This is a genomic window from Pseudomonas sp. LW8 (assembly GCF_041956865.1).
GTDB lineage: Bacteria > Pseudomonadota > Gammaproteobacteria > Pseudomonadales > Pseudomonadaceae > Aquipseudomonas > Aquipseudomonas siliginis.
Window position 1 is genome coordinate 1,096,145 of the sequence record NZ_CP168138.1, and the last position, 21,652, is coordinate 1,117,796.

At 60.8% G+C, this 21,652-nt stretch carries 17 protein-coding genes; 4 read left to right on the plus strand and 13 right to left on the minus strand.

Annotation, left to right across the window (positions count from 1 at the left end):
• Positions 1-318: 318 nt before the first annotated feature.
• Positions 319-1,710 (plus strand): Fic family protein, encoded by a 1,392-nt coding sequence (locus AB9L16_RS04905; RefSeq protein ID WP_252868863.1) that lies wholly within the window; start codon positions 319-321, stop codon positions 1,708-1,710.
• On the opposite strand, the gene AB9L16_RS04910 is transcribed toward AB9L16_RS04905, so the two are convergent.
• The 3 genes from AB9L16_RS04910 to plsB all read right to left on the minus strand — a co-directional run bounded on the left by AB9L16_RS04910 (position 1,707) and on the right by plsB (position 5,439).
• The gene (locus AB9L16_RS04910) at positions 1,707-2,396 is read right to left on the minus strand and encodes a DUF4197 domain-containing protein (protein ID WP_252868864.1); all 690 of its coding nucleotides are present in this window, start codon (positions 2,394-2,396) and stop codon (positions 1,707-1,709) included. The genes AB9L16_RS04905 and AB9L16_RS04910 overlap by 4 nt on opposite strands.
• Positions 2,397-2,419: 23 nt before the next feature.
• Positions 2,420-2,818: a YbaY family lipoprotein gene (locus AB9L16_RS04915; protein WP_137215256.1), complete on the minus strand. Its 399-nt coding sequence runs from the start codon at positions 2,816-2,818 to the stop codon at positions 2,420-2,422.
• 119 nt (positions 2,819-2,937) lie between these two features.
• Positions 2,938-5,439 carry a glycerol-3-phosphate 1-O-acyltransferase PlsB gene (plsB, locus tag AB9L16_RS04920; protein WP_122610711.1) on the minus strand — a complete coding sequence of 834 codons (2,502 nt, stop codon included), beginning with the start codon at positions 5,437-5,439 and terminating at the stop codon, positions 2,938-2,940.
• A 236-nt stretch (positions 5,440-5,675) separates the two neighbouring features.
• Between plsB and AB9L16_RS04925 the strand changes: the two genes are divergently transcribed.
• A complete protein-coding gene (locus AB9L16_RS04925) occupies positions 5,676-5,885 on the plus strand; it encodes a cold-shock protein (protein ID WP_016771489.1) in 210 nt (69 codons plus the stop codon).
• Positions 5,886-6,022: 137 nt separating this feature from the next.
• Here the strand turns inward: AB9L16_RS04925 and AB9L16_RS04930 are convergent, their stop codons facing one another.
• The 4 genes from AB9L16_RS04930 to AB9L16_RS04945 all read right to left on the minus strand — a co-directional run bounded on the left by AB9L16_RS04930 (position 6,023) and on the right by AB9L16_RS04945 (position 11,270).
• On the minus strand, positions 6,023-6,400 hold the full coding sequence (locus tag AB9L16_RS04930; protein ID WP_375123186.1) for a hypothetical protein: 378 nt from the start codon (positions 6,398-6,400) through the stop codon (positions 6,023-6,025).
• Between the two features lie 75 nt (positions 6,401-6,475).
• Positions 6,476-7,285 (minus strand): putative RNA methyltransferase, encoded by an 810-nt coding sequence (locus AB9L16_RS04935; RefSeq protein WP_323620725.1) that lies wholly within the window; start codon positions 7,283-7,285, stop codon positions 6,476-6,478.
• A complete protein-coding gene (dapE, locus tag AB9L16_RS04940; protein WP_258707662.1) occupies positions 7,285-8,436 on the minus strand; it encodes a succinyl-diaminopimelate desuccinylase in 1,152 nt (383 codons plus the stop codon). Before dapE ends, AB9L16_RS04935 begins: the two co-directional genes overlap by 1 nt.
• Positions 8,437-8,678: 242 nt before the next feature.
• Positions 8,679-11,270, minus strand: coding sequence for a glycosyltransferase (locus tag AB9L16_RS04945; RefSeq protein WP_056783195.1), 2,592 nt, complete (start codon positions 11,268-11,270; stop codon positions 8,679-8,681).
• A gap of 214 nt (positions 11,271-11,484) precedes the next feature.
• On the opposite strand from AB9L16_RS04945, the gene tcdA reads away from it, so the two are divergent.
• On the plus strand, positions 11,485-12,303 hold the full coding sequence (gene tcdA, locus AB9L16_RS04950) for a tRNA cyclic N6-threonylcarbamoyladenosine(37) synthase TcdA (RefSeq protein WP_071174533.1): 819 nt from the start codon (positions 11,485-11,487) through the stop codon (positions 12,301-12,303).
• Between the two features lie 89 nt (positions 12,304-12,392).
• Here tcdA and AB9L16_RS04955 read toward each other — a convergent pair whose 3' ends face one another.
• The 4 genes from AB9L16_RS04955 to AB9L16_RS04970 form a co-directional block, all read right to left on the minus strand.
• Entirely contained in the window at positions 12,393-12,797 is a 405-nt protein-coding gene (locus tag AB9L16_RS04955) for a SufE family protein (RefSeq protein WP_375123187.1), read from the minus strand.
• Positions 12,794-13,999 (minus strand): aminotransferase class V-fold PLP-dependent enzyme, encoded by a 1,206-nt coding sequence (locus tag AB9L16_RS04960; protein WP_056783198.1) that lies wholly within the window; start codon positions 13,997-13,999, stop codon positions 12,794-12,796. Before AB9L16_RS04960 ends, AB9L16_RS04955 begins: the two co-directional genes overlap by 4 nt.
• 131 nt (positions 14,000-14,130) lie before the next feature.
• On the minus strand, positions 14,131-15,165 hold the full coding sequence (gene dapD / locus AB9L16_RS04965) for a 2,3,4,5-tetrahydropyridine-2,6-dicarboxylate N-succinyltransferase (RefSeq protein ID WP_041478134.1): 1,035 nt from the start codon (positions 15,163-15,165) through the stop codon (positions 14,131-14,133).
• A 31-nt stretch (positions 15,166-15,196) separates the two neighbouring features.
• Complete coding sequence (locus tag AB9L16_RS04970; protein ID WP_038860603.1) at positions 15,197-15,559, minus strand: ArsC family reductase; 363 nt, start codon at positions 15,557-15,559, stop codon at positions 15,197-15,199.
• Between the two features lie 291 nt (positions 15,560-15,850).
• Here AB9L16_RS04970 and AB9L16_RS04975 point away from each other — a divergent pair, with 291 nt between their 5' ends.
• Positions 15,851-17,482 (plus strand): Na+/H+ antiporter, encoded by a 1,632-nt coding sequence (locus AB9L16_RS04975; protein WP_375123188.1) that lies wholly within the window; start codon positions 15,851-15,853, stop codon positions 17,480-17,482.
• Between the two features lie 45 nt (positions 17,483-17,527).
• Here the strand turns inward: AB9L16_RS04975 and dapC are convergent, their stop codons facing one another.
• Both dapC and AB9L16_RS04985 read right to left on the minus strand, forming a co-directional pair.
• Complete coding sequence (gene dapC / locus AB9L16_RS04980; protein WP_375123189.1) at positions 17,528-18,727, minus strand: succinyldiaminopimelate transaminase; 1,200 nt, start codon at positions 18,725-18,727, stop codon at positions 17,528-17,530.
• Between the two features lie 221 nt (positions 18,728-18,948).
• Positions 18,949-21,651 (minus strand): [protein-PII] uridylyltransferase, encoded by a 2,703-nt coding sequence (locus tag AB9L16_RS04985; RefSeq protein WP_016771478.1) that lies wholly within the window; start codon positions 21,649-21,651, stop codon positions 18,949-18,951.
• Position 21,652 lies beyond the last annotated feature (1 nt).

Genomic DNA, 21,652 nt, shown 5'->3' on the forward strand with positions numbered 1-21,652 from the left:
CTGCGCCAGACGGTCGCTGCGCTCCCACGCCCGGATCAATCCCTCCACTCAGCCTTCCGACGTCGCCGGTGGATCAAGATCAAGAGCACTCGAGCTTGCGCTCATTGTTGAGTGGGGCGGCTTCGCCGCAGGTAGCTGCGCTGCTTGCTTTTCTGTGGGAGCGAGCCTGCTCGCGAAGGCGGTCTGACAGCCAATTCATTTCGAATCGCCAATTCACGCTGCCTTCCTACAGCTTTTTCAGAATCCTCCGATCTTGAGGCGCTGGCCGTCCAATGCTGTACTCCGGGTTCTGCTTTTCCGAGTCCTTGAGTCTGTCTGATGAAGAAACCACCGACATTAGCCGGCAGAACGGATCCTGTTTTCGACCTGTTGGCCCGCTCGCCACACAAGCAACGACTTGCGGATTATCTGGCGCTGCTCAAGCCGCTCGATGATCATGGGCGCTACTTGCCATTCGAGGCGTTGCGCTTTCGCTGGGCGGCAGGGTTGGACGCGAACCTTTGTTGGGCGTTGGTGAAGAAGGCGCGGGCGGCCCAGTACATTCATTTGTTGCCCTTGGGCGAGCCGGTGCAGTGGGGCAAATACGTGCCAACGCCGTTGGCGCAGAAAACCTTGGCTGTGGTGGATCGTTACGCCAGTACGGCCGCGCTGGATTACATGACCAGTCAGCTCGGCGAGCGGGCGCATTTCTCTTGTCTGCTCAATGACCTGATCGAAGACGAAGCCATCGCCAGTAGCCAGTTGGAGGGCGCGGCGACTACCACGCGCGTAGCCAAGGACATGCTCAAGCATCAGCGCCAGCCGCGGACGCCAGATGAGCGCATGGTCATGGGGAATTATCGAATGATGAATTTCGCTTGGGAAAAGCGTTATGAACCTCTGAGCATTGAGCTGATTGCAGAGATCCATCGAGTGGGTGTGGAGGGGATCGATGACGGGCAGTATTCCCCCGGATTGTTCCGGACCAATGATGAGGTGGTTGTTCAGGATGGTTCAGGCAACACCGTGCACCGACCACCTCCTGCTGCAGGATTGGTTGCGCGGTTGGCGAGGCTGTCCGCCTGGATCAACCGGCCCGCTGCCTCGATTCTGGACAAAAATTATCTGCATCCACTGACCAAGGCCGTGACGCTGCATTTCGCCATGGGTTATGAACATCCATTTCGCGACGGTAACGGACGGGTCGCGAGAGCCTTGTTTTACTGGTTCATGTTCAAACATGAGTTCGCGGCGTTTCGCTACATTGCGATCAGTCTGCTGCTGCGCAATGCACCGGTGAAATACGGACGCTCCTACCTGCACACCGAGGCAGATGAGCTGGATCTGACTTATTTCATCGAGTTTCAATGCGCGGTGATTTTGCGAGCCGTGGTCGGTTTTATAACTGTGTACCGCAAGAGTCTGGCAGACACTCAGGACTTTGAGCGCTGGCTGACGAGCTCTGGCGTAATTGCTCAACTGACGGAACGGCAGCGCGCGGTGTATCAGGTGGCTCAAAGCGGGGAGGCGAAGGAGTTTACGGCGAGCAATGTCGCGGAAAATTTTTCCTGCTCGGGTAGCGAGGCGGCGTCGATTCTGGAAGAGCTGGACCAATTGCAGCTTTTTGAGAGAAGGAAGATGGGGCGGGAGTGGGTGTTTTTTTTACGTAGTTCTTTACGTGGAGGCAAGCATGGGAGCGAATTGAATCGCCCCCATGTTGTAACGACTTAAAGCGTACCAAACACTTTCTTCGCCAGACTCGTCGCCGCAGCGGCCGGGTTCTGGCGGATGGTTTCTTCCTGTTTGCCGATCATCTCGAACAGGCCATTCAGCGCTTGCTCGGTGACGTAGTTCTCGACATTGGCGCTCTTCGCGTCCACCACGCCAAACGCAGCGGCCTGGCCCGCGAAGGCGTTGTACTTCTGCGCGACGCCGACCTTGTCGGTGGCTTGCTTGACGATGGGCAGGAATTTCGCGCGGATCTGTTCGCGGCTGGATTTGTTCAGGTATTGGGTGGCCGAATCATTGCCGCCGCTGAGGATGCCTTTGGCGTCGGCCACGCTCATTTTCTTCACTGCATCGACGAGGATTGGCTGGGCCTGGGTCACGGCGGATTCGGCGGCTTTGTTCATCGCGTTTTCCAGTTCTTCGACCTGGGCGCCCATGCCGAAGGCTTTCATCTTGCTCGCGGCTTTGCCGAGTTTGCCCGGCAGTTCGATTTTCACTTCGGGGTTATTGCTGAAGCCGCCCGGGGTGCCGAGTTGTTTCACGGCGATCTGGGCGCCTTGGGTCAGGGCGTCCTTGAGGCCGCCGGTGGCGTCTTGCTGGGACAGGTCGCTGAGCGACAGGGCCAGGGCGTTGGCGGAGATCAGCAAGCCGGCGCAGGCGGCGGCGAAGCGAAGGGTAGGGCGGCGCATGGCGTCTTCCTTTGGCGAGTGGATTAACGAACGGCGTCGACGCGGATTTTCAGCGGCTGCGGGTCGTTGCCGTCGAGTTGCACGGCGTGGTTTTCGGTGGTGATGAACATCAGCTCGCCGTTGACTTCAATGCGTGCGCTGATCGAATAACGATGGCCGGGTTTGACCTGCGCCGGATCGTAGCTCAAATGAAACGGCAGCGGCACCTGGCCTTTGATCGGGCCGTTCTGTTGGTCGAGGACGACGGCCGGTGCATCGGCCAGCGACACATCTTGCAGGCTCACGCTCAGAGTCGCGCTCGGGGGCAAAGCGATGCGTTGCAGGTAGAAGACTTCGCCGTCGAGGCTGGCCTTGCCGGCGGGTGTGGTTGATTGGCAGGCGCTCAGCAGCGTGGCGGCGGCGAGGGTCAGCAGTTTTTTCATGGGTGAATCTCCTTTCAATGTGGGAGCGAGCCTGCTCGCGAAAGCGCTGGATCAGTCAAACTAAATGGCGACTGACATTCCGTCTTCGCGAACAGGCTCACTCCCACAGGGGTAAGGCTTCAAGCCTCAGGCTGTGGCGTGATCTGATCCGCCGCATCTTCACTGCGGTGCAGCGCGACCTGGCGGATCGACAGGCGAATCTCCGCCGGCAACACGCGTTTGGCCGCGCCTTCGGCCAGCTCGCCAAGCAGTTCGTGGTAGCTGAGCTTGCCGGCTTCGTCGCGGCGCAGGACGTCGAGGTCGAGCAAGGTCTGGATGAAGTGGCGGAACAGGCTCTTGTCGAAGAATTCCGGCGCATTCAGGCCATGGAGGATCGACAGACGCTGGGCCATCACTGTGCAGAGGTCTTCCAGCTCTTCGGCGCTGATGCTGTTCTGGCCGCTGTTGAGCAGCAAAGATACGGTCATGTAGAACCGCTGCAGGGTCTGCGCGATGCTTTTCGACAGCAGCGTCAGCAGCACGAAATGCCGCGAACTCGGTGCCGGGCGCAGGTAAACGTCTTTCTCGAAACGCAGCAGGCCCTGCTCGACGAACGCTTCCAGCCACTGATCGATCACCGCGTCGAGTTCGTCCAGGCTCCAGCGGATGAACAATTCCGATTGCAGGTACGGATACAGCGCGCGGGTGTAGCGCAGGATCTGCTCGCGGCTCATGCGCGAGGTGCTCTGGAAGAAACTCGCCAGCAACGACGGCAGGGCGAAGATGTGCAGGACGTTGTTGCGGTAGTAAGTCATCAGGACCGCGTTCTGCTCGTCCAGATACAGAATCTTGCCCAGCGCATCGTTCTGCTCGGCGAGCAGATCCATGTCTTTCACATGCTCGATCAGCGCACGGCCGTCGCCTTCCGGCAAGGTGGTGTGCGGCGAATAAGGGACTTTGCGCAGCAGCGCGAGATACAAGTCAAGCACCCGCGCCATGGCTCGATCATCCAGGGCCAGACGCGTGGTCGACAGCAGGGCCAGCGCTACCAGATTCACTGGATTGATCGCCGCCGCTTCGTTGAGGTGCCGGGCGACTTTCTCGCCGAGGCGGTTGGTGGTTTCGTTGAGCCACGCCGGTTTGAATTGCGGGCCGAGTTCCTGCTGGCGCCAGTCCGGTTGCTCGGCGTCAAGGAATTCCGCCAGTTTGATCGGCTCGCCGAAGTTGACCGCGACCTGACCGAAGCGCTGCTTGAGCGCGCCGATCACTTTGAAAATATCGAAGATCGACTCTTTCTTTTTGCTCGCGCCGCGCAGCTCACCGAGGTAGGTGCGGCCTTCGAGCACGCGCTCGTATCCGATGTACACCGGCACGAACACGATCGGCATCCGCGACGAACGCAGGAAACTGCGCAGGGTGATCGCGAGCATGCCGGTTTTCGGTTGCAGCATGCGCCCGGTGCGCGAGCGCCCGCCCTCGACGAAATACTCCACCGGGAAACCTTTGGTGAACAGCGTGTGCAGGTATTCGTTGAACACCGAGGTGTACAACGGATTGCCCTTGAATGTGCGGCGCATGAAGAACGCACCGCCGCGACGCAGCAGGCTGCCGATCACCGGCATGTTCAGGTTGATCCCGGCGGCGATGTGCGGCGGGGTCAGGCCGTTGCGGAACAGCAGATAGGAAAGCAGCAGGTAATCGATGTGGCTGCGATGGCACGGCACGTAAATCACTTCGTGACCCTGCGCGACGTTCTGCACACCTTCGATGTGATTGACCTTGATGCCGTCGTAGATCTTGTTCCAGAACCAGCTCAGCACCACTTCGAGAAAACGGATCGCGGTGTAGGTGTAGTCCGAAGCAATCTCGTTGCCATAGCGCAGGGCCTGGGCCTTGGCTTTTTCCGGGGAGATTTTTTCGCGCTCGGCTTCGTCGAGGATCGCCTGTTTGACCAGCGGCTGATTGAGCAGGCCTTTGACCAGATTGCGCCGGTGGGAAATGTCCGGGCCGATCACCGCAGCTTTGAGGTTGCGGAAGTGCACGCGCAGGATGCGCTGGGCCATGCGCACGGTGCGCTCATGACCCTTGTTGTGATCGATCAGTTCGCGCAGGTGGATCGGCGCGGAAAACTGCACGCGGGTTTTACGCCCGAGGACGATAATGCTCAGCAGCCGGCGCAGGCGTCCGGTGACTGCCCAGCTGTCGGCGAACAACAGTTTCCACGGACTGTTTTCGCTGTCTGGCGACTGGCCCCAGAACACGCTGACCGGAATGATCTGCGCGTCTTCGGCAGCGTTCTGCGTCAGCGCGCTGACCAGGCGGGTGAGGGTCGGCGGCGCACCGCGTTTGTCCTGGCGGCCGAGCCAGTCCGGGTCCGGCGTCAAATAGAAAAACGCCGCTGGTTCGATGAGTGAACCCACCGACACCGCCAGCACCGGGCGTGGCAGACCGGCCTTGGTGCACTCGGTGTCAACCACCGCCAGATCGGTCAGCGAAGGGTTTTGCAGGACGTAGAACACCGGACGACTGCGGTCGAGGTTAAGAGTGAACGACGACTGATTGATGGTCTCGGAGCGAACCCAGAGATACAACAGGCGGCGCAGGGTGCCAAACACAAGACGGCGGAACGGGGAACGGGTCATACGGCTTCTGCGTGAGTGGATAAAACCGAGCAGGCGCTCGGGGCGGACAGTTTGCCGTATTAGGCGAAAATCGGCAAAAAAGCGCCGAAGTAATCTCCTGTTGAGAGTTTCCGCACCTGTCATATACTCGGCGCTCTGTTGCCGGTGCCCTGTCATGGACGTCGGACGCAGGCTGACGTTCCTCTAAGGCTTTCCTGCGAAAAGCCCGTTCAATAATAAAAAAGGAGTATGAACAGATGGCAACACGCGAAACCGGCAACGTGAAGTGGTTCAACGACGCCAAAGGCTATGGCTTTATCCAGCGCGACGACGGCGTGGACGTGTTCGTGCACTACCGCGCGATTCGCGGTGAAGGGCACCGCTCGCTGACCGAAGGTCAACAGGTTGAGTACGCGGTGATCACCGGCGAGAAGGGGTTGCAGGCTGAGGATGTTGTAGGCCTGTAACACAAACCTCCAGAACGCCAAAACCACTGTGGGAGCGAGCCTGCTCGCGAATGCGGTGTATCAGTCACCATTCATATCGACTGACACTGCGCATTCGCGAGCAGGCTCGCTCCCACATGGGCTCTACGTTGACCTGATTACACGGTCTTCCAGTTGATCTCTTCTTCTCCGTCTTCGCTGATGCGAATCCAGCGATCGGCGGTTTCTTCACCTTCTTCTTCGACCCACGTCCCCGGTGCGCAACGCACTTCGACGTTCAGCGCGGCAAAGGCTGCGCGGGCGCAGGCGATGTCGTCGTCCCAGGGGGTCTGGTCGCTTTCCAGGAACAGGCTGTTCCACTTGCCCACGGCTTTCGGCAGCCAGGTCACCGGCACGTTGCCGGCCTTGCACTTGTACGTCCGGCCTTTCTGTACCCAGTCGCTGCACGGGCCAAGCGCTTGGCCGAGCCAGGCGGCGATGGCCTTGTGGTCGACGTCGGCGTCTTTCAGGTAAATCTCGATGTCCGGTTGGCGCATGGATGTCCTCACTGCGGGTCTGAAAAATCCATTCGCGGATTTAGCCGGCCCCGGGTCTGTGCCCGAGACCAAAAGTTATTGAAGAACGAAATAATCGTAGCGCATCGACACGGTGGTCTCGAACGGCTCGGCCTGTTCGATCACCGCCGCACGACGCTCGGCACTGGCACGCCAGCCGTGAGGCGTCATCGCCAACAGGTTGGCGCGGTCCTCGGGCTTGTCCAGGGTCAGCTTGAATTCCAGGGTTTCGCTGTGCGCCAAAACCATGCCTTCCGGCACCAGGGCCAGGTGCTTGTCGTCGGTGTACTCGCGCACTTCGTCGTACAGGCGTTCGCGCAATTCCATCAGATGGCCACGGGTCGGGCCGACTTTCATCAGGCCGCCGCCGACGCTGAGCAGACGCTTGGCTTCCTCCCAATCCAACGGACTGAAGACGCTGGCGAGAAACTGGCAACTGCCTGAAGCCAATGGCACGCGGGCCATGCTGGCAATCAACCAGGTAATTGCCGGGTTGCGCTTGCAGGCGCGTTTGACGGCTTCACGGGAAATGTCCAGTGCATAGCCATCCGCATTGGGCAAAGCTTCGGCGATTTGCGCGGTGTAGTAACCCTCGCCACAACCGATATCGACCCAGCGCTCCGGCGCATAACTCGCCGCCAATTCAGCCAGACGCTTTGCCACTGGCGCGTAATGCCCGGCGTTGAGGAAATCACGCCGCGCCTCGACCATGGCCTGATTGTCGCCCGGGTCGCGGCTGTTCTTGTGCTGCACCGGCAACAGGTTCAGATAACCCTGGCGCGCACGGTCGAACCGATGCCCAGCGGGGCAGACCACGCCGTTGTCCACCGCATTGAGCGGCTCACTGCAGATCGGGCACGCGAGCATCAGGCGAGCAACTTGATCAGGGTCTGGTAATAGATTTCCGTCAGCACGTCGAGATCGGCTGCCAGCACGCGCTCGTTGACCTGGTGGATGGTCGCGTTGACCGGGCCAAGTTCAACCACTTGCGTGCCCATGGTCGCGATGAAGCGGCCATCGGAGGTGCCGCCGCTGGTCGACGCCTTGGTCTCGCGACCGGTGATGTCCTTGATGCTCGACGATACCGCATCGAGCAGCGCGCCCGGTTCGGTGAGGAACGGCAGGCCGGACAGCGCCCAGTCGATGTGCCAGTCCAGACCATGCTTGTCGAGAATATCGGCAACGCGTTTCTGCAGGCCTTCGACGGTCGATTCGGTGGAAAAACGGAAGTTGAACACCGCCACCAGATCACCCGGGATCACATTGGTCGCGCCGGTGCCGGAATTGAGGTTGGAAATCTGGAAACTGGTCGGCGGGAAGAAATCGTTGCCGTGGTCCCAGTGCTCGGCGGCCAGCTCTGCCAGCGCCGGAGCGGCGAGGTGGATCGGGTTCTTCGCCAGATGCGGGTAGGCCACGTGGCCCTGCACGCCTTTGACCGTCAGCTTGGCGCCGAGGGAACCGCGACGGCCGTTTTTCACCACATCGCCGACCAGCGTAGTGCTCGACGGCTCGCCAACGATGCACCAGTCCAGACGCTCCTTGCGCGCGACCAGACGTTCGACCACAGCCTTGGTGCCGTGATGCGCCGGGCCTTCTTCATCGCTGGTGATCAGGAAAGCGACCTTGCCTTTATGGTTCGGATAGTCGGCTACGAAACGTTCAGCGGCGACGGTCATCGATGCCAGGCTGCCTTTCATGTCTGCCGCGCCACGGCCGCAGAGCATGCCATGTTCGTCGATCACGGCATTGAACGGATCGATCTGCCATGCGGTAACCGGACCGGTCGGCACCACGTCGGTGTGACCGGCGAAGCACAGCACCGGACCGTCGTTGTTGCCGTGAGTGGCCCAGAAGTTATCCACATCTTCGATGCGCATCGGCTCCAGGGTGAAACCGGCATCGCCCAGGCGCTGCATCATCTGCTTCTGGCAGTCGGCATCGACCGGGGTCACGGAAGGACGGCGGATCAGGTCGATGGCCAGTTGAAGGGTCGGCGATAGGTCGGCGTGGGCCGTCATGGAAAACTCCGGGATCATGGGGTGTGAGCTTGGGCTTCTCATGTGGGAGCGAGCCTGCTCGCGAAAGCGGTCTACCAAGCACCTTAAAGGTTGAATGTTACAACGCCTTCGCGAGCAGGCTCGCTCCCACAAGGGACAGGGGTGGTCAGTCAGACCGGTTATCACGCCAAGCCCCGCAAAATGGCGGTTATCTTAAAGCAAAACGGCGACCATTGGCCGCCGTTTAGTGCTGCGTTGCGGATTTAGACGACCGGTGCCGGCTCAGCCTTGGCCACAGGTTTGGGCAGCGACGACAGGAACGCCATGATCAGCGCCGCCAGATACGGCAGCGACTGCACCAGCAACATGGTTACCCAGAAGCGCATGTCATTGCTCGGAATGCCCTGCACCAGGAAAATCCCCAGCGCCGCACCCCACAGCAACAGCATGATGAACAGCTCCTCGCGAGCCTCGCTGATCGCCACCCAGAAACCGTGGTTGTCAGCGTTTTTCGGCGTGCGGAAAAACGGAATGCTGCTGGTGAAGAAACCGTACAGCACCGCCTTGGCGATGGTGTGCGACAACGCCAGCCCGGCCAGTGCCGCGCAGAACGCATCTTTCAGATTCACGCCGACGGCGCGACGGTAGAGGAAGATGATCTTGCCGACCTTGAACACGAACAGCGCCAGCGGCGGGATTGCGAAAATCAGCAACGGTGGATCGACCCGTTGCGGCACGATGATCATCGCCGCCGACCACAACAGCGCGCCAACGGTGAAGAAGATGTTCATGCCATCGGCAACCCACGGCAGCCAACCGGCGAGGAAGTGATAACGCTGACCACGGGTCAGTTCGGTGTCCTTGCCGCGCAGCAGGCTGCGGGTGTGGCGCTTGATGATCTGGATCGCGCCATAGGCCCAGCGGAAACGCTGTTTCTTGAAGTCGATGAAGGTATCCGGCATCAGGCCCTTGCCGTAGCTGTCGTGGTAATACGCCGCCGACAGGCCTTTCTCGAACACGCGCAAACCGAGTTCGGCGTCTTCACAGATGCACCAGTCAGCCCAGCCCAATTCTTCCAGCACGGAACGGCGGGTCATGGTCATGGTGCCGTGCTGAATGATCGCGTCACGGTCGTTGCGAGTGACCATGCCGATATGGAAGAAGCCCTTGTATTCGGCGTAGCAGAGCTTCTTGAAGGTGCTTTCGTTCTGGTCGCGATAATCCTGCGGTGACTGCACCACGGCGATTTTCGGGTCGGCGAAGTGCGGCACCATGTGCTTGAGCCAGTTCGGGTGCACGCAGTAATCGGAGTCGATCACGGCAATGACTTCGGCATCCTTGGCGGTGTGCGGGATCAGATAATTCAGCGCGCCGCCCTTGAAACCGGCCAGCGGCGAAACGTGGAAAAACTTGAAGCGCGGGCCAAGGGTTGCGCAGTAATCGCGCACCGGTTCCCACACCGCCGGATCCTTGGTGTTGTTGTCGATGATCAGGACTTCGAAATCCGGATAGTCGAGCGCGGCCAGGGCATCGAGGGTCTGTTTGACCATCTCTGGCGGCTCGTTGTAGCACGGCACGTGGATCGACACTTTCGGCCGGTAGTCGGAATCGCCCAGCACCGGCAGGAATTCCCGCCGGCGCTTGTGAATCCACACCGCTTCGGCCAGTTCATGGGCCTCGGTGAGCAGGACGATGAATACCCCGAGCGCACCGAGCGCCAGGAGGAATCCGACCGTGAGGCTGAACCACGTGCTGTATTGCTGGCTGTAGTCGTAACCGATGTACACCAGCACCGAGCCGCAGAGGAACGCGATAAAGGTCAGGAACGTACGACCGCGCTGGCGCAGGGCCGAGCCGTCGATCATCAGCAGGGTCAGCGACAGCAGCGCCAGCACCACCGAGCCGATGGCCAGCACGCGCCATTGTGGAATCGCCACCACCGGGCCTTCGAAATTGAATTTCTGCTGACGCGCGGCGTTGAACACGCCCCAGTAGGCGCCGACCGAACCTTCGTCGCTGGCCTTCCACGGTTGGTCAAACGCTTCGATCACGAAGTAGTTGAAGCCTTGGCGATTGAGCTTGTTGACCAGTGTGCGCAGGTAAATCGCCTGATCTGCCGGCGAGGCATCGGCGCCACCGCGCATGCGACCGTTGCTCGGCCAGCCTACCTCGGACAGCAGCAGCGGTTTTTTCGGAAAGAGTTTTTTCAGATCGCGGGCGCGGTCGAAGACGAACTGGCCGGCCTTGTCCACCGGAATGAATTCCCAGTAGGGCAAGACGTGGGCGGCGATCAAATCGACATGTTTGGCCAGTTGCGGGTATTTCTCCCAGATGTGCCATTGCTCGGAAGTGGTCACCGGTACTTTGACCGCAGCGCGCACTCGATCCAGCAGAACGATCAGGGCTTCCGGGGTGATTTCTTCACGAAACAGCGCTTCGTTGCCGACCACCACGCGCACGACGCTGCGCGAGGTGTTGGCCAGTTCGATGGCTTTGGTGATTTCCCGTTCGTTGCGTTCCTGGTCCGGGCTGATCCAGATACCGAGGGTGACGCGCAGGCCGAATTCCTCCGCCAGTTTCGGGATGTCTCCCAGCGAACCGTCGACCGAATAGATACGGATGTTGTCGGTCAGCTTGCTCATGATTTCCAGGTCACGGCGCATTTCATCGTCAGACGGATACTGATCCTTCTGTGGGAATTGGCCTTGCTGGAATGGCGAATACGAGAAGCCGGAGATTTGCTGCGGCCAGTTCGGCGCCGTGACCGGGCGATTGACCAGCGCCCAGAAACCGGTGAACAAGGCAGCGATGGCCAGCACCACCACCAGGTTGAGTCCAAATTTACGCGATGACATAGCTGTTTCGGGTTCCAAAGGCTGTGGAACGAAGGATCGGTCGGATAGACGCCCGAGGGGCGCGCATCCTACACCGGCGGTTAACCAGTCGTACAACTGACGGGAAAATGCCTGACATTGGGCAGCCGTCTCTGACTTAAGTTCTTACACTTGTCGCTTGCAGCTTAAAACTTGTCGCTGCGTAGCCCTATAATGCGCGCCGGTTTTTGGGGTAATGGTCATGAGTACAGAAGATCCGCGGTTTGCAGGCATCGCCCGGTTGTATGGCATCGAGGGCCTGGAACGCTTGCGCGCCGCCCATGTGGCGATCGTCGGCGTTGGTGGCGTCGGTTCCTGGGCGGCGGAAGCCATGGCCCGTTGCGGAGTTGGCGAGATTTCGTTGTTCGACCTCGACGACGTCTGCGTCAGCAATGCCAACCGTCAGTTGCACGCCTTGGACAGCACTGTCGGCAAACCCAAGGTCGAGGTGATGGCCGAGCGCCTGCGCGGGATCAACCCCGATTGCACGGTGCACGCCGTGGCCGATTTCGTCACCCGCGACACCATGGCCGAATACATCACGCCGAACATCGACTGCGTGATCGACTGCATCGATGCGGTGAACGCCAAAGCGGCGCTGATCGCCTGGTGCAAACGCCGCAAGATCCAGATCATCACCACCGGCGGCGCGGGCGGGCAGATCGACCCGACGCTGATTCAGGTTTGCGACTTGAACCGCACCTTCAACGATCCGCTGGCCTCGAAAGTCCGTTCGACGTTGCGCCGGGACTACGGCTTCTCCCGCACCGTGACCCGTCACTACAGCGTGCCGTGTGTGTTTTCCACCGAACAGCTGCGCTACCCGAAACCGGATGGCAGCATTTGTCTGCAGAAAAGTTTTGTCGGCGACGGCGTGAAGCTCGACTGCGCCGGCGGGTTTGGCGCGGTGATGATGGTTACCGCGACATTTGGCATGGTCGCGGCGACCAAGGCTGTGGACAAGATTGTGGCGGGGGTGCGGCGCCCTTCGGACCGGGTCAAGCCTCAAGCCTGAAGGTATTAATGAGGGCCTCTTCGCGAGCAGGCTCGCTCCCACAGGGAAATGCATTTCCATTGTGGGAGCGAGCCTGCTCGCGAAGGCGATTAGCGCGCCAACTCATTCATCCGCTGGAGCACCGCATTCAGGCCATTACTGCGCGAAGGCGACAACTGCCGCGACAGTCCCAGCTGATTGAACCACTCCGGCAGATCCACCTGCTGCAACTCCGCCGCCGACAAGCCATTGACCCGCAACAGCAGCAACGCCACCAACCCGCGAATCATCCGCGCATCGCTGCTCGCCTTGAACTGCCAGTGCCCGTCGCGCAAATCCCCGACCAGCCACACCTGACTTTCACAGCCGTGCACCCGATTGGCCTCGCACTTTTGCGCGTCATCCAGCGCCGGCAAGCGATCGCCAAACTGCATTAACAGCCGCGCGCGCTGTTCCCAGCCCGCCGTATTCTGAAACGTCTGCAGCGCTTCGGCCGCTTCAATCGGCAAGCTCATCGCAACAACTCCAGCGCCTGATCCAGCGCCTCGAAAAAGCGCTCCAGATCTTCCGAGTCGTTATACAGCGCCAACGACACGCGAATTGCGCCGGCCAGTTCGAAGCTTTTCATCAACGGCATGGCGCAGTGATGCCCGGCGCGTACGGCGATGCCTTGTTCGGTGAGCAGATGCGCCAGATCAGCGTTGTGCACGCCTTCAACGACAAAACTGGCCAGTGCCAGTTGCGGCTTGCCGAGCAGGCGAATGCCATTGCGGGCAGCGAGGCCGCGCAACAGATAGTCGTGCAGCGCCGCTTCATGGGCAGATACGGCGTCCTGATCCAAACCGGCCAAGTAGTCGAGGGTCGCTCCGAGGCCGATGACACTGGCGATTGGCGGTGTGCCAGCCTCGAACCCCAACGGCGCCGGGCGGAAGCGCGAATCCTGATAGTTGGCGTCCAGCACCATCTCGCCGCCGAACTGCCATGGCTGCAATTGCTCCAGCGCAGCGTTGCGTCCGAACAGCACGCCCAGTCCCTCAGGGCCGTAGAGTTTGTGGCTGGAAAACACATAGAAGTCGCAACCCAGCGCCTGCACATCATGCCGGCCGTGCACCACGCCTTGCGCGCCATCGACTACCGTCAGCGCGTTCTGCGCCTTGGCCATGCCGAGCAAAGCGGTCAGCGGTTGCCAGGCACCAAGGACGTTGGACAGCTGACTGACCGCCAGCAAACGCGTGCGCGGGCCGATCAGATGCACGGCAGCGGCGAGGTCGATCAGGCCGTCGGCATCCAGCGGCAGGATCACCAGTTTCAGGTTGCGGCGTTGCGCCAGTTGCTGCCACGGCAACAGGTTGGCGTGATGCTCCAGAGCGCTGATGACAATCTCATCGCCCGGCTCGAACAAATGTTCAAGACCGTAAGCCAGCAGATTCAAGGCACTGGTGGCGCCGTGCGTGAAAATTATCTGCCCGCTGTCACCGGCATTCAGCCACTGGCCAACCTTGCGCCGGCTGTCTTCGAACGCTTGTGTCGCGTGGGCACCGGGCAGGTGTTGCGCACGATGCACATTGGCCGCGCCGTTGGCGTAGTAATGCGTCAGTGCGTCGAGCAGGGCCTGGGGTTTTTGCGTGGTGGCGGCGTTGTCCAGATAGGTCTGGTCTTGCCGTTGCAGCGCGGCGATGGCCGGGAAATCGGCGCGCCACGGGGAGGGGATCATCATGGGTTCAGCCCTGTGAAATTGGGCGGGGTGTACGCCAAACCTTGTGGGAGCGAGCCTGCTCGCGACAGCGTCCTTGAGGACGCCAGAAGCTTCGCGAGCAGGCTCGCTCCCACAGGAGGTCGATGTGCTGCTTAGTTGTGAGCGTGCAGCGCTTCGTTCAGTTCGATCGCCGATTTGTGGGTCTTGCATTCCACAGCACCGGTTTCCGAATTACGACGGAACAGCAGATCAGTCTGACCAGCCAGCTCGCGCGCCTTCACAACCTTGACCAGATTGTTGTTTTCGTCGAGCAGCGCAACCTTGGTGCCAGCGGTCACGTACAGGCCCGACTCCACAGTGTTGCGGTCGCCCAACGGAATACCGATACCGGCGTTGGCGCCGATCAGGCAGCCTTCACCGACCTTGATCACGATGTTGCCGCCGCCCGACAGGGTACCCATGGTCGAGCAACCGCCGCCCAGGTCCGAACCCTTGCCGACGAATACGCCAGCGGAAACGCGGCCTTCGATCATGCCCGGGCCTTCGGTGCCGGCGTTGAAGTTGATGAAACCTTCGTGCATGACGGTGGTGCCTTCGCCGACGTAGGCGCCCAGACGCAGACGTGCGGCATCAGCGATACGCACGCCGGCCGGTACCACGTAGTCGGTCATCTTCGGGAACTTGTCCACGGAGAACACTTCCAGCAGTTCGCCGCGCAGACGCGCTTCGAGTTGCATTTCCGCCAGTTCGCTCAGGTCGATCGCGCCCTGGCTGGTCCACGCCACGTTCGGCAGCAGCGGGAAGATACCGGCGAGGCTGACGCCGTGCGGCTTGACCAGACGGTGCGAGAGCAGATGCAGCTTGAGGTAGGCCTCAGGCGTGGAGGTCAGTTGCGCGTCTTCGGCCAGCAGCGTGGCAACCAACGGCTTGTGGCTTTCAGCCAGGCGAGTCAGCAGCTTGCCTTGCACAGCGTCGATGCCTTTGACGGCTTCAGCCAGTTGCGCGGCCTGGGCGGTGGTGAAGGTGATGGCCTGGTTGCCTTCGGTGTAACCGAGGATCGGCGCGACCGCTGCGACCAGTTCGGCCGAAGGATTGAGCAGTGGCTGGGCGTAGAACACTTCCAGCCATGCGCCTTGACGGTTCTGGGTGCCGACACCAAAGGCGATGCTGAACAGGGAATTGGACATGTGAATACCTCTACAAAGAGTGACGGGCTGCTTACTTCAGAGCGGCCGCGTAGATATCTGGCTTGAAGCCAATCAGGGTTCGGTCACCGAGATCGAGCACCGGGCGCTTGATCATCGAGGGTTGTGCGAGCATCAGTTCGATGGCTTTCGCTTGGTCGAGATCGGCTTTGCGTTCGTCGTCGAGTTTGCGAAAGGTCGTGCCGGCGCGGTTCAGCACGGTTTGCCAGCCGTGCTCGTCGCACCATTGGGTCAGGTGCTCACGGTCAATGCCGGCGGTCTTGTAATCGTGAAAGTCATAACTGACAGCGTGTTCATCGAGCCAGGTGCGCGCCTTTTTCATGGTGTCGCAGGCTTTGATGCCGAAAAGGTGCAACGTTTTACTTGAAACGGCCAAGGAATCGCCCCCTTTACAGGTGCTGGAAAAAAATGGTGACGGATTATGCCATGACCGGACGGTTTCGTCGGCCACGGTTGTCGTAACGCTGTAAAACCTGTGGGAGCGAGCCTGCTCGCGAAGAGGCCACATCAATCAATATCTCTGTGTGCTGAACGACCGCTTTCGCGAGCAGGCTCGCTCCCACAAGGGTGTCGCTTGCGGTCGTGCGACATAGGTGCAACGGTCAGCCACAGCCTAAGGCGCTAATATGGCAGTTCAACGCTGTCGATCGCCTGAGATTTCCGTTTTATGCAAACTGCTTACACCGTCCTGATCCTGCTGATGCTGGTCAGCGTCTCGCGACTGGTCGGGCGGGTTATCCCGCTGCCATTGCCGCTGGTGCAAATCGCCGCCGGTGCCTTGCTCGTCTGGCCGACCCTGGGGCTGCACGTCGCCCTCGACCCGGAATTGTTCCTGTTTCTGTTCCTGCCGCCGCTGCTGTTTTCCGATGGCTGGCGCATGCCCAAACGCGCCTTCTGGCAATTGCGCGGACCGATCCTGACCCTGGCCGTCGGCCTTGTTCTGTTCACCGTGGTCGGTGCCGGCTATTTCATTCATTGGCTGTTGCCGACGATTCCGCTGCCGGTGGCCTTCGCCCTTGCAGCGGTTTTGTCACCGACGGACGCCGTAGCGGTTTCAGCGATTTCGCAGAACCGTCTCCCCACGCCGCTGATGCACATCCTCCAGGGCGAGGCGCTGATGAATGACGCCTCAGGCCTGGTGACCTTCAAATTCGCCCTCGCTGCAGCGGTCACGGGCGTGTTCTCGTTGACCAATGCCAGTCTGACCTTCGTCGCGGTGGCGCTCGGTGGTCTGGCGGTCGGCGTGGCGTTGAGCTGGCTGGTCGGACGCCTGCGCGCGTGGATGATCGCCCGTGGCTGGGACGATCCGGCCACTCATGTGGTGTTCATGTTGCTGCTGCCGTTCGCCGCTTACGTACTGGCTGAACGTCTGGGCGCTTCGGGCATTCTTTCGGCGGTGGCGGCGGGGATGATGCAAAGCTGGCTCGACCTGCTGCCGCGCCAGACCAGCACGCGGCTGCTCAACCGCAGCGTTTGGGCGCTGCTCGAATTTGCGTTCAATGGCTTGATCTTCCTGCTGCTTGGCCTGCAATTGCCAGACATCATCAAGGCCGTGGTCAGCCATGAGCCGACGCTGTGGCCAACGCTGTTCTATCGCTGCCTCGATGTGCTGGCGATTTTCGTCGCGCTGGTGCTGCTGCGCTTCATCTGGGTGCAGAGCATCTGGCGCTTGTCGGTGTTGCTGCGCCGACTGCGCGGCAAGGGCGAGCTGACGCAAGTGCCGACGGCGCGTTCATGCTGGTTGCTGACGGTGGGCGGTGTGCGCGGGGCGGTGACGCTGGCAGGCGTGATGTCGGTGCCGATGCTGATCGGCGCCGAGGCTTTTCCTGAACGCGACTTGCTGATCTTCATTGCAGCCGGGGTGATTCTGCTGTCGCTGGTCTCGGCCTGTATCGCGCTGCCCTTGCTGCTGCGCGGCATCGACAAAAGTCCCGACGACAAGCGTCGTCAGGAAGTGCGCGACGCCTGGCGCAAGACGGCCGAAGCGGCGATTCACTCGCTGGAAAGCGAAGAAGTGGTCCCACAGGATGCCGCTCAAGCAGCGCTGGCAGCGGAGCTCAAGGCGCGGATCATGTCCGAATATCGCCATCAACTTGATGTGTTCAACGATTCTGCCGAGGCTCAGGCGCTGGCATTCCAGATGGATCTGCTTGAGCGTCGCCTGCGTTTGAAAGCGCTGCGCGCGCAGCGTCTTGAGCTTTACAGCCTGAGCCGTCAGCACCAGATCGGCGATGACGTGTTGCGAGAAGTGCTCGGGGAACTGGATTTGAGCGAGGCCAATCTGGGCCAGGTCAAATAACCGGTTGAGCGCTTGCAGCAGGGGACTGCCGCAAGCGCTCCGTGATCACTTCTGGCGGGTGATGAAGTCACGAATCCGTTCGGCGGCTTCGACGCATTCCGCCAGCGGCGCAACCAGTGCCATACGCACACGGCCGGCGCCAGGATTGACGCCATCGACATCGCGTGAGAGATACGAGCCCGGCACCACGGTCACGTGTTCCTGCTCGAACAGATCGCGGCAGAACGCCGCATCATTGCCCTGCACATTCGGCCACAGATAGAAGCTGCCATCCGGACGCTGTACGTCCAGCACCGGGCTGAGGATGTTCAGCACCGCATCGAACTTCTCGCGATACAGCGCACGGTTGGCGCGCACATGCACTTCGTCATTCCACGCGGCAACGCTGGCCAGTTGGGTTTGCACTGGCATCGCGCAGCCGTGGTAAGTGCGATAGAGCAGGAAGCCCTTGAGGATGTCGGCATCGCCGGCAACAAAGCCTGAGCGCAGGCCCGGCAGGTTGGAGCGCTTGGACAGGCTGTGAAAGACCACGCAGCGCTTGAAGTCATTGCGGCCGAGTTCGACGCAAGCACTCAGCAGGCCCGGCGGCGGCGTCTGTTCGTCGAAGTACAGTTCGCTGTAGCACTCGTCGGCGGCAATCACGAAGTCGTACTGATCGGCGAGGGCGATCAACTTCTTCAAGGTATCGACCGGAATCAGCGCGCCGGTCGGATTGCCCGGCGAGCACAGGAACAGGATCTGGCAGCGCTGCCAGATATCCGGTGCTACCGCGTCGAAGTCCGGGTTGAAGCCGTTTTCATCCAGGCATGGCAGGTAATGCGGCTTGGCCCCGGCGAGAAACGCCGCGCCTTCGTAGATCTGATAGAACGGGTTCGGGCTGACCACCAGCGCATCGTCGCCACGGTTGACCACGGTCTGGGTGAAGGCGAACAGCGCTTCACGGGTGCCGTTGACCGGTAGCACATTGCGCGCCGGATCGATCCAGCCGTTCGGCACGCCAAAACGACGCTCGCACCAGCCGGCGATGGCTTCGCGCAGGGCCGGGATACCGAGGGTGGTCGGGTACACCGCCATCTGATCCAGATTGTTCGCCAGCGCTTCGGCGACAAAACTCGGCGAACGGTGTTTCGGCTCGCCGATCGACAGGGCGATCGGGCGTTTGTCCGCGTTCGGGGTCACGGTGCCAAGCAGGGCGCGGAGCTTTTCGAACGGGTACGGCTGGAGCTGGTTCAGAGCGTTGTTCATGGGGGCCTCTTTTAAATGCTCAAGAGCTTTCTGTGGCGAGGGGATTTATCCCCGTTGGGCTGCGCAGCGGCCCCAAAACCATCACTGCGGTTCAACTGAATGTCCGCATACACAGGTTTTACGACTGCTTCGCAGCCGAACGGGGATAAATCCCCTCGCCACAGGGGATTGTATGTACCGGAGGAAAGCATGGGCTGCATTCACAGGGATAAACGGGTGATTCAGATACTGATCCGCGAAAGTTTGATATCCGGTTCCTGATTGACGCTCAGCTGTTCGACGATCGCATCCTGCAAACGGCTGCATAGCAGCGGATCGGACAGCGGCTGGTTATGCGCGTCGGTGATGAAGAACACGTCTTCCACGCGCTCGCCCAGGGTCGCAATCTTGGCGTTCTGCAGCGACAGGTCGAACTCGAGGAAAATCCCTCCGACCCGCGCCAGCAGGCCCGGCCGGTCAGGCGCGGTCAGCTCTAGCACGGTCACTGGACGTTGGGCGTCGTTGTGGATCGTTACTTGCGGGGCGAAGGCGAAGTGTTTGAGCTGGCGCGGCACACGGCGCTGGATGATCGTTGGGTAGTCGTCCGGGTTGCGCAGCGCTTCGGTCAGGCCTTCGCGGATCTGCTTGATCCGCGCCGGGTTGTCGCCGATCGATTCGCCTTCGTTGTCGAGCACGATGTAGGTGTCGAGGGTGAACTGGCTGCTCGAGGTGATGACCCGGGCGTCGTGAATGTTCAGGTTGAGCTGGTCCATCGCCGCCACGGTTACGGCGAAGAAGTCATGCTGGTCCGGTGCATAAATGAAGATCTGCGTGCCGCCCTCGAACTCGCGCTGGGTGGTTTCCTTGATCAGCACCAGCGGCCCGCCATCCACCGGTTGCTGCAGGATCGCATCGCTGTGCCAGGCTACATCGCCGGCGGTGTGACGCAGGAAATAGTCATCGCCCAATTGCGCCCACAGTTGCTCGACGTCATCCGGGTCGGTGCCGCCGCGCACCAGAATGTCCAGTGCCGCGCTTTGCGTCTGGCGGATCTGCTCTTCGCGATCCACCGGATTTTCCAGACCCCGGCGCAGGGCTCGTTTGGTCTCGGTGTAGAGCTGGCGCAACAGGCTGGCGCGCCATGAATTCCACAGCGTCGGATTGGTCGCGTTGATGTCGGCCACGGTCAGCACGTAGAGGTAGTCGAGGCGCGTTTCGTCGCCGACCGCCTGGGCGAAATCGTGGATCACCTGCGGGTCGGACAGATCCTTGCGCTGCGCAGTGGTGGACATCACCAGGTGGTTCTGCACCAGCCAGACGATCAGGCGGCTGTCCCACACCGGCAACTGATGGCGCTGGCAGAACGCCTCGGCATCGACCGCGCCAATCTCCGAGTGATCGCCATGCCGGCCCTTGCCGATGTCGTGGTACAGGCCGGCCATGTAGATCAGCTCAGGTTTGGGCAACTTGGCCATGAGCTTGGCGGCCAGCGGAAATTTCTCCGAGACCTGGGTGTACTGCAGTTTGCGCAGGTGCTTGATCAAGTTCAGCGTGTGCGCATCGACCGTATAGATGTGGAACAGGTCGTGCTGCATCTGCCCGACGATAAAGCCGAACTCTGGCAGATAACGGCCGAGAATGCCGTAGCGGTTCATTCGCCGCAGATTGCGATGGATGCCGATCTTGCACTTGAACAGCTCGATGAACAGGCTGGTGTTGCGGATATCGTTACGGAAGTTGTCATCGATCAGATGACGATGTTCGCGCAGCAGACGAATGGTGTCGGCGCGCACGCCTTTGATTTCCGGCTGCTGGGCCATCAGCACGAAAATCTCCAGCATGGCGAACGGCGTGCGGCGGAACACGTTGTCATTGCGCGCTTCGATGTAACCGTCATGCAACTGGAAGCGCGAATTGATCGGTTGCGGCGGCGCTTCGTCTTCCGGGGCGAGGATGACTTCCTCGAAGTGCTGGATGATCAGATCGCTCAGTTGGGCGATGCTCATCACGGTGCGGAAATACTGCTGCATGAAGTTTTCGACCGCCTGTTTGGCGTCGTCTCCTTCAAAGCCAAGCAGGCCGGCAATGGTGCGTTGATGATCGAACAGCAAGCGGTCTTCGGAGCGGCCGGCGAGCATGTGCAGGGCGTAGCGCACTTTCCACAGGAATTCCTGGGACGAGGCGAGCAGGGCGTTTTCGCTTTCGACCAGAAAGCCTTCGCCGGCGAGGGCGCGCAGGTTCAGGGTGCCGTACTGTCTGCGGGCGACCCAGAGGATCGTCTGGATGTCACGCAGACCGCCGGGCGATCCTTTGACGTTGGGTTCGAGGTTGTATTCGGTGTCGTTGTATTTGTGGTGACGGGCCTTTTGCTCGGCACGCTTGGCCAGGAAGAACTCCTTGGCCGGCCACATGTGCGCGGTGCTGGTGACGTCGAGCATGCGCTGGCGCAAACGCTCGGGGCCGCAGATGGTGCGGCTTTCCATCAGGTTGGTGACGACGGTCAGATCGGCGCGGGCCTCTTCTGCGCATTCGTCGACCGAGCGCACGCTCTGGCCGACTTCCAGACCGATGTCCCACAACAGCGTCAGAAAACGCTCGATGGAATCGCGGAAAACTTCGTGGTCGGCACTGTCGAGCAGGATCAGCAGATCAATGTCGGAATAGGGATGCAGCTCGCCGCGACCGTAGCCGCCCACTGCCACAAGGGCGATGTCGGCGTCTTCGCTCCAGTTGAACTGCTCCCAGGCCTTTTGCAGGATATTGTCGACAAACCAGGCGCGGTCTTCGATCAGCCGGCGGATGTCGCGGCCATTGCGAAAACGCGTGTCAAGGACCTCGCGAGCCTGGCGGATCGCCTTCTTGAACGCCGCGATCGGACTCGCTTTAAGGGCCAGTTCAGCCTGGAACTGGCCGCGGTCGAAGAGTTCGGGATCCACCTGCGGCATC

What these genes read in the sequence shown, in the direction of transcription:
- AB9L16_RS04905 (WP_252868863.1), top strand. Translation starts at nt 319, where the DNA reads ATGAAGAAACCACCGACATTAGCCGGCAGAACGGATCCTGTTTTCGAC.
- AB9L16_RS04910 (WP_252868864.1), bottom strand. Translation starts at nt 2,396, where the DNA reads ATGCGCCGCCCTACCCTTCGCTTCGCCGCCGCCTGCGCCGGCTTGCTG.
- AB9L16_RS04915 (WP_137215256.1), bottom strand. Translation starts at nt 2,818, where the DNA reads ATGAAAAAACTGCTGACCCTCGCCGCCGCCACGCTGCTGAGCGCCTGC.
- plsB (WP_122610711.1), bottom strand. Translation starts at nt 5,439, where the DNA reads ATGACCCGTTCCCCGTTCCGCCGTCTTGTGTTTGGCACCCTGCGCCGC.
- AB9L16_RS04925 (WP_016771489.1), top strand. Translation starts at nt 5,676, where the DNA reads ATGGCAACACGCGAAACCGGCAACGTGAAGTGGTTCAACGACGCCAAA.
- AB9L16_RS04930 (WP_375123186.1), bottom strand. Translation starts at nt 6,400, where the DNA reads ATGCGCCAACCGGACATCGAGATTTACCTGAAAGACGCCGACGTCGAC.
- AB9L16_RS04935 (WP_323620725.1), bottom strand. Translation starts at nt 7,285, where the DNA reads ATGCTCGCGTGCCCGATCTGCAGTGAGCCGCTCAATGCGGTGGACAAC.
- dapE (WP_258707662.1), bottom strand. Translation starts at nt 8,436, where the DNA reads ATGACGGCCCACGCCGACCTATCGCCGACCCTTCAACTGGCCATCGAC.
- AB9L16_RS04945 (WP_056783195.1), bottom strand. Translation starts at nt 11,270, where the DNA reads ATGTCATCGCGTAAATTTGGACTCAACCTGGTGGTGGTGCTGGCCATC.
- tcdA (WP_071174533.1), top strand. Translation starts at nt 11,485, where the DNA reads ATGGTCATGAGTACAGAAGATCCGCGGTTTGCAGGCATCGCCCGGTTG.
- AB9L16_RS04955 (WP_375123187.1), bottom strand. Translation starts at nt 12,797, where the DNA reads ATGAGCTTGCCGATTGAAGCGGCCGAAGCGCTGCAGACGTTTCAGAAT.
- AB9L16_RS04960 (WP_056783198.1), bottom strand. Translation starts at nt 13,999, where the DNA reads ATGATGATCCCCTCCCCGTGGCGCGCCGATTTCCCGGCCATCGCCGCG.
- dapD (WP_041478134.1), bottom strand. Translation starts at nt 15,165, where the DNA reads ATGTCCAATTCCCTGTTCAGCATCGCCTTTGGTGTCGGCACCCAGAAC.
- AB9L16_RS04975 (WP_375123188.1), top strand. Translation starts at nt 15,851, where the DNA reads ATGCAAACTGCTTACACCGTCCTGATCCTGCTGATGCTGGTCAGCGTC.
- dapC (WP_375123189.1), bottom strand. Translation starts at nt 18,727, where the DNA reads ATGAACAACGCTCTGAACCAGCTCCAGCCGTACCCGTTCGAAAAGCTC.
- AB9L16_RS04985 (WP_016771478.1), bottom strand. Translation starts at nt 21,651, where the DNA reads ATGCCGCAGGTGGATCCCGAACTCTTCGACCGCGGCCAGTTCCAGGCT.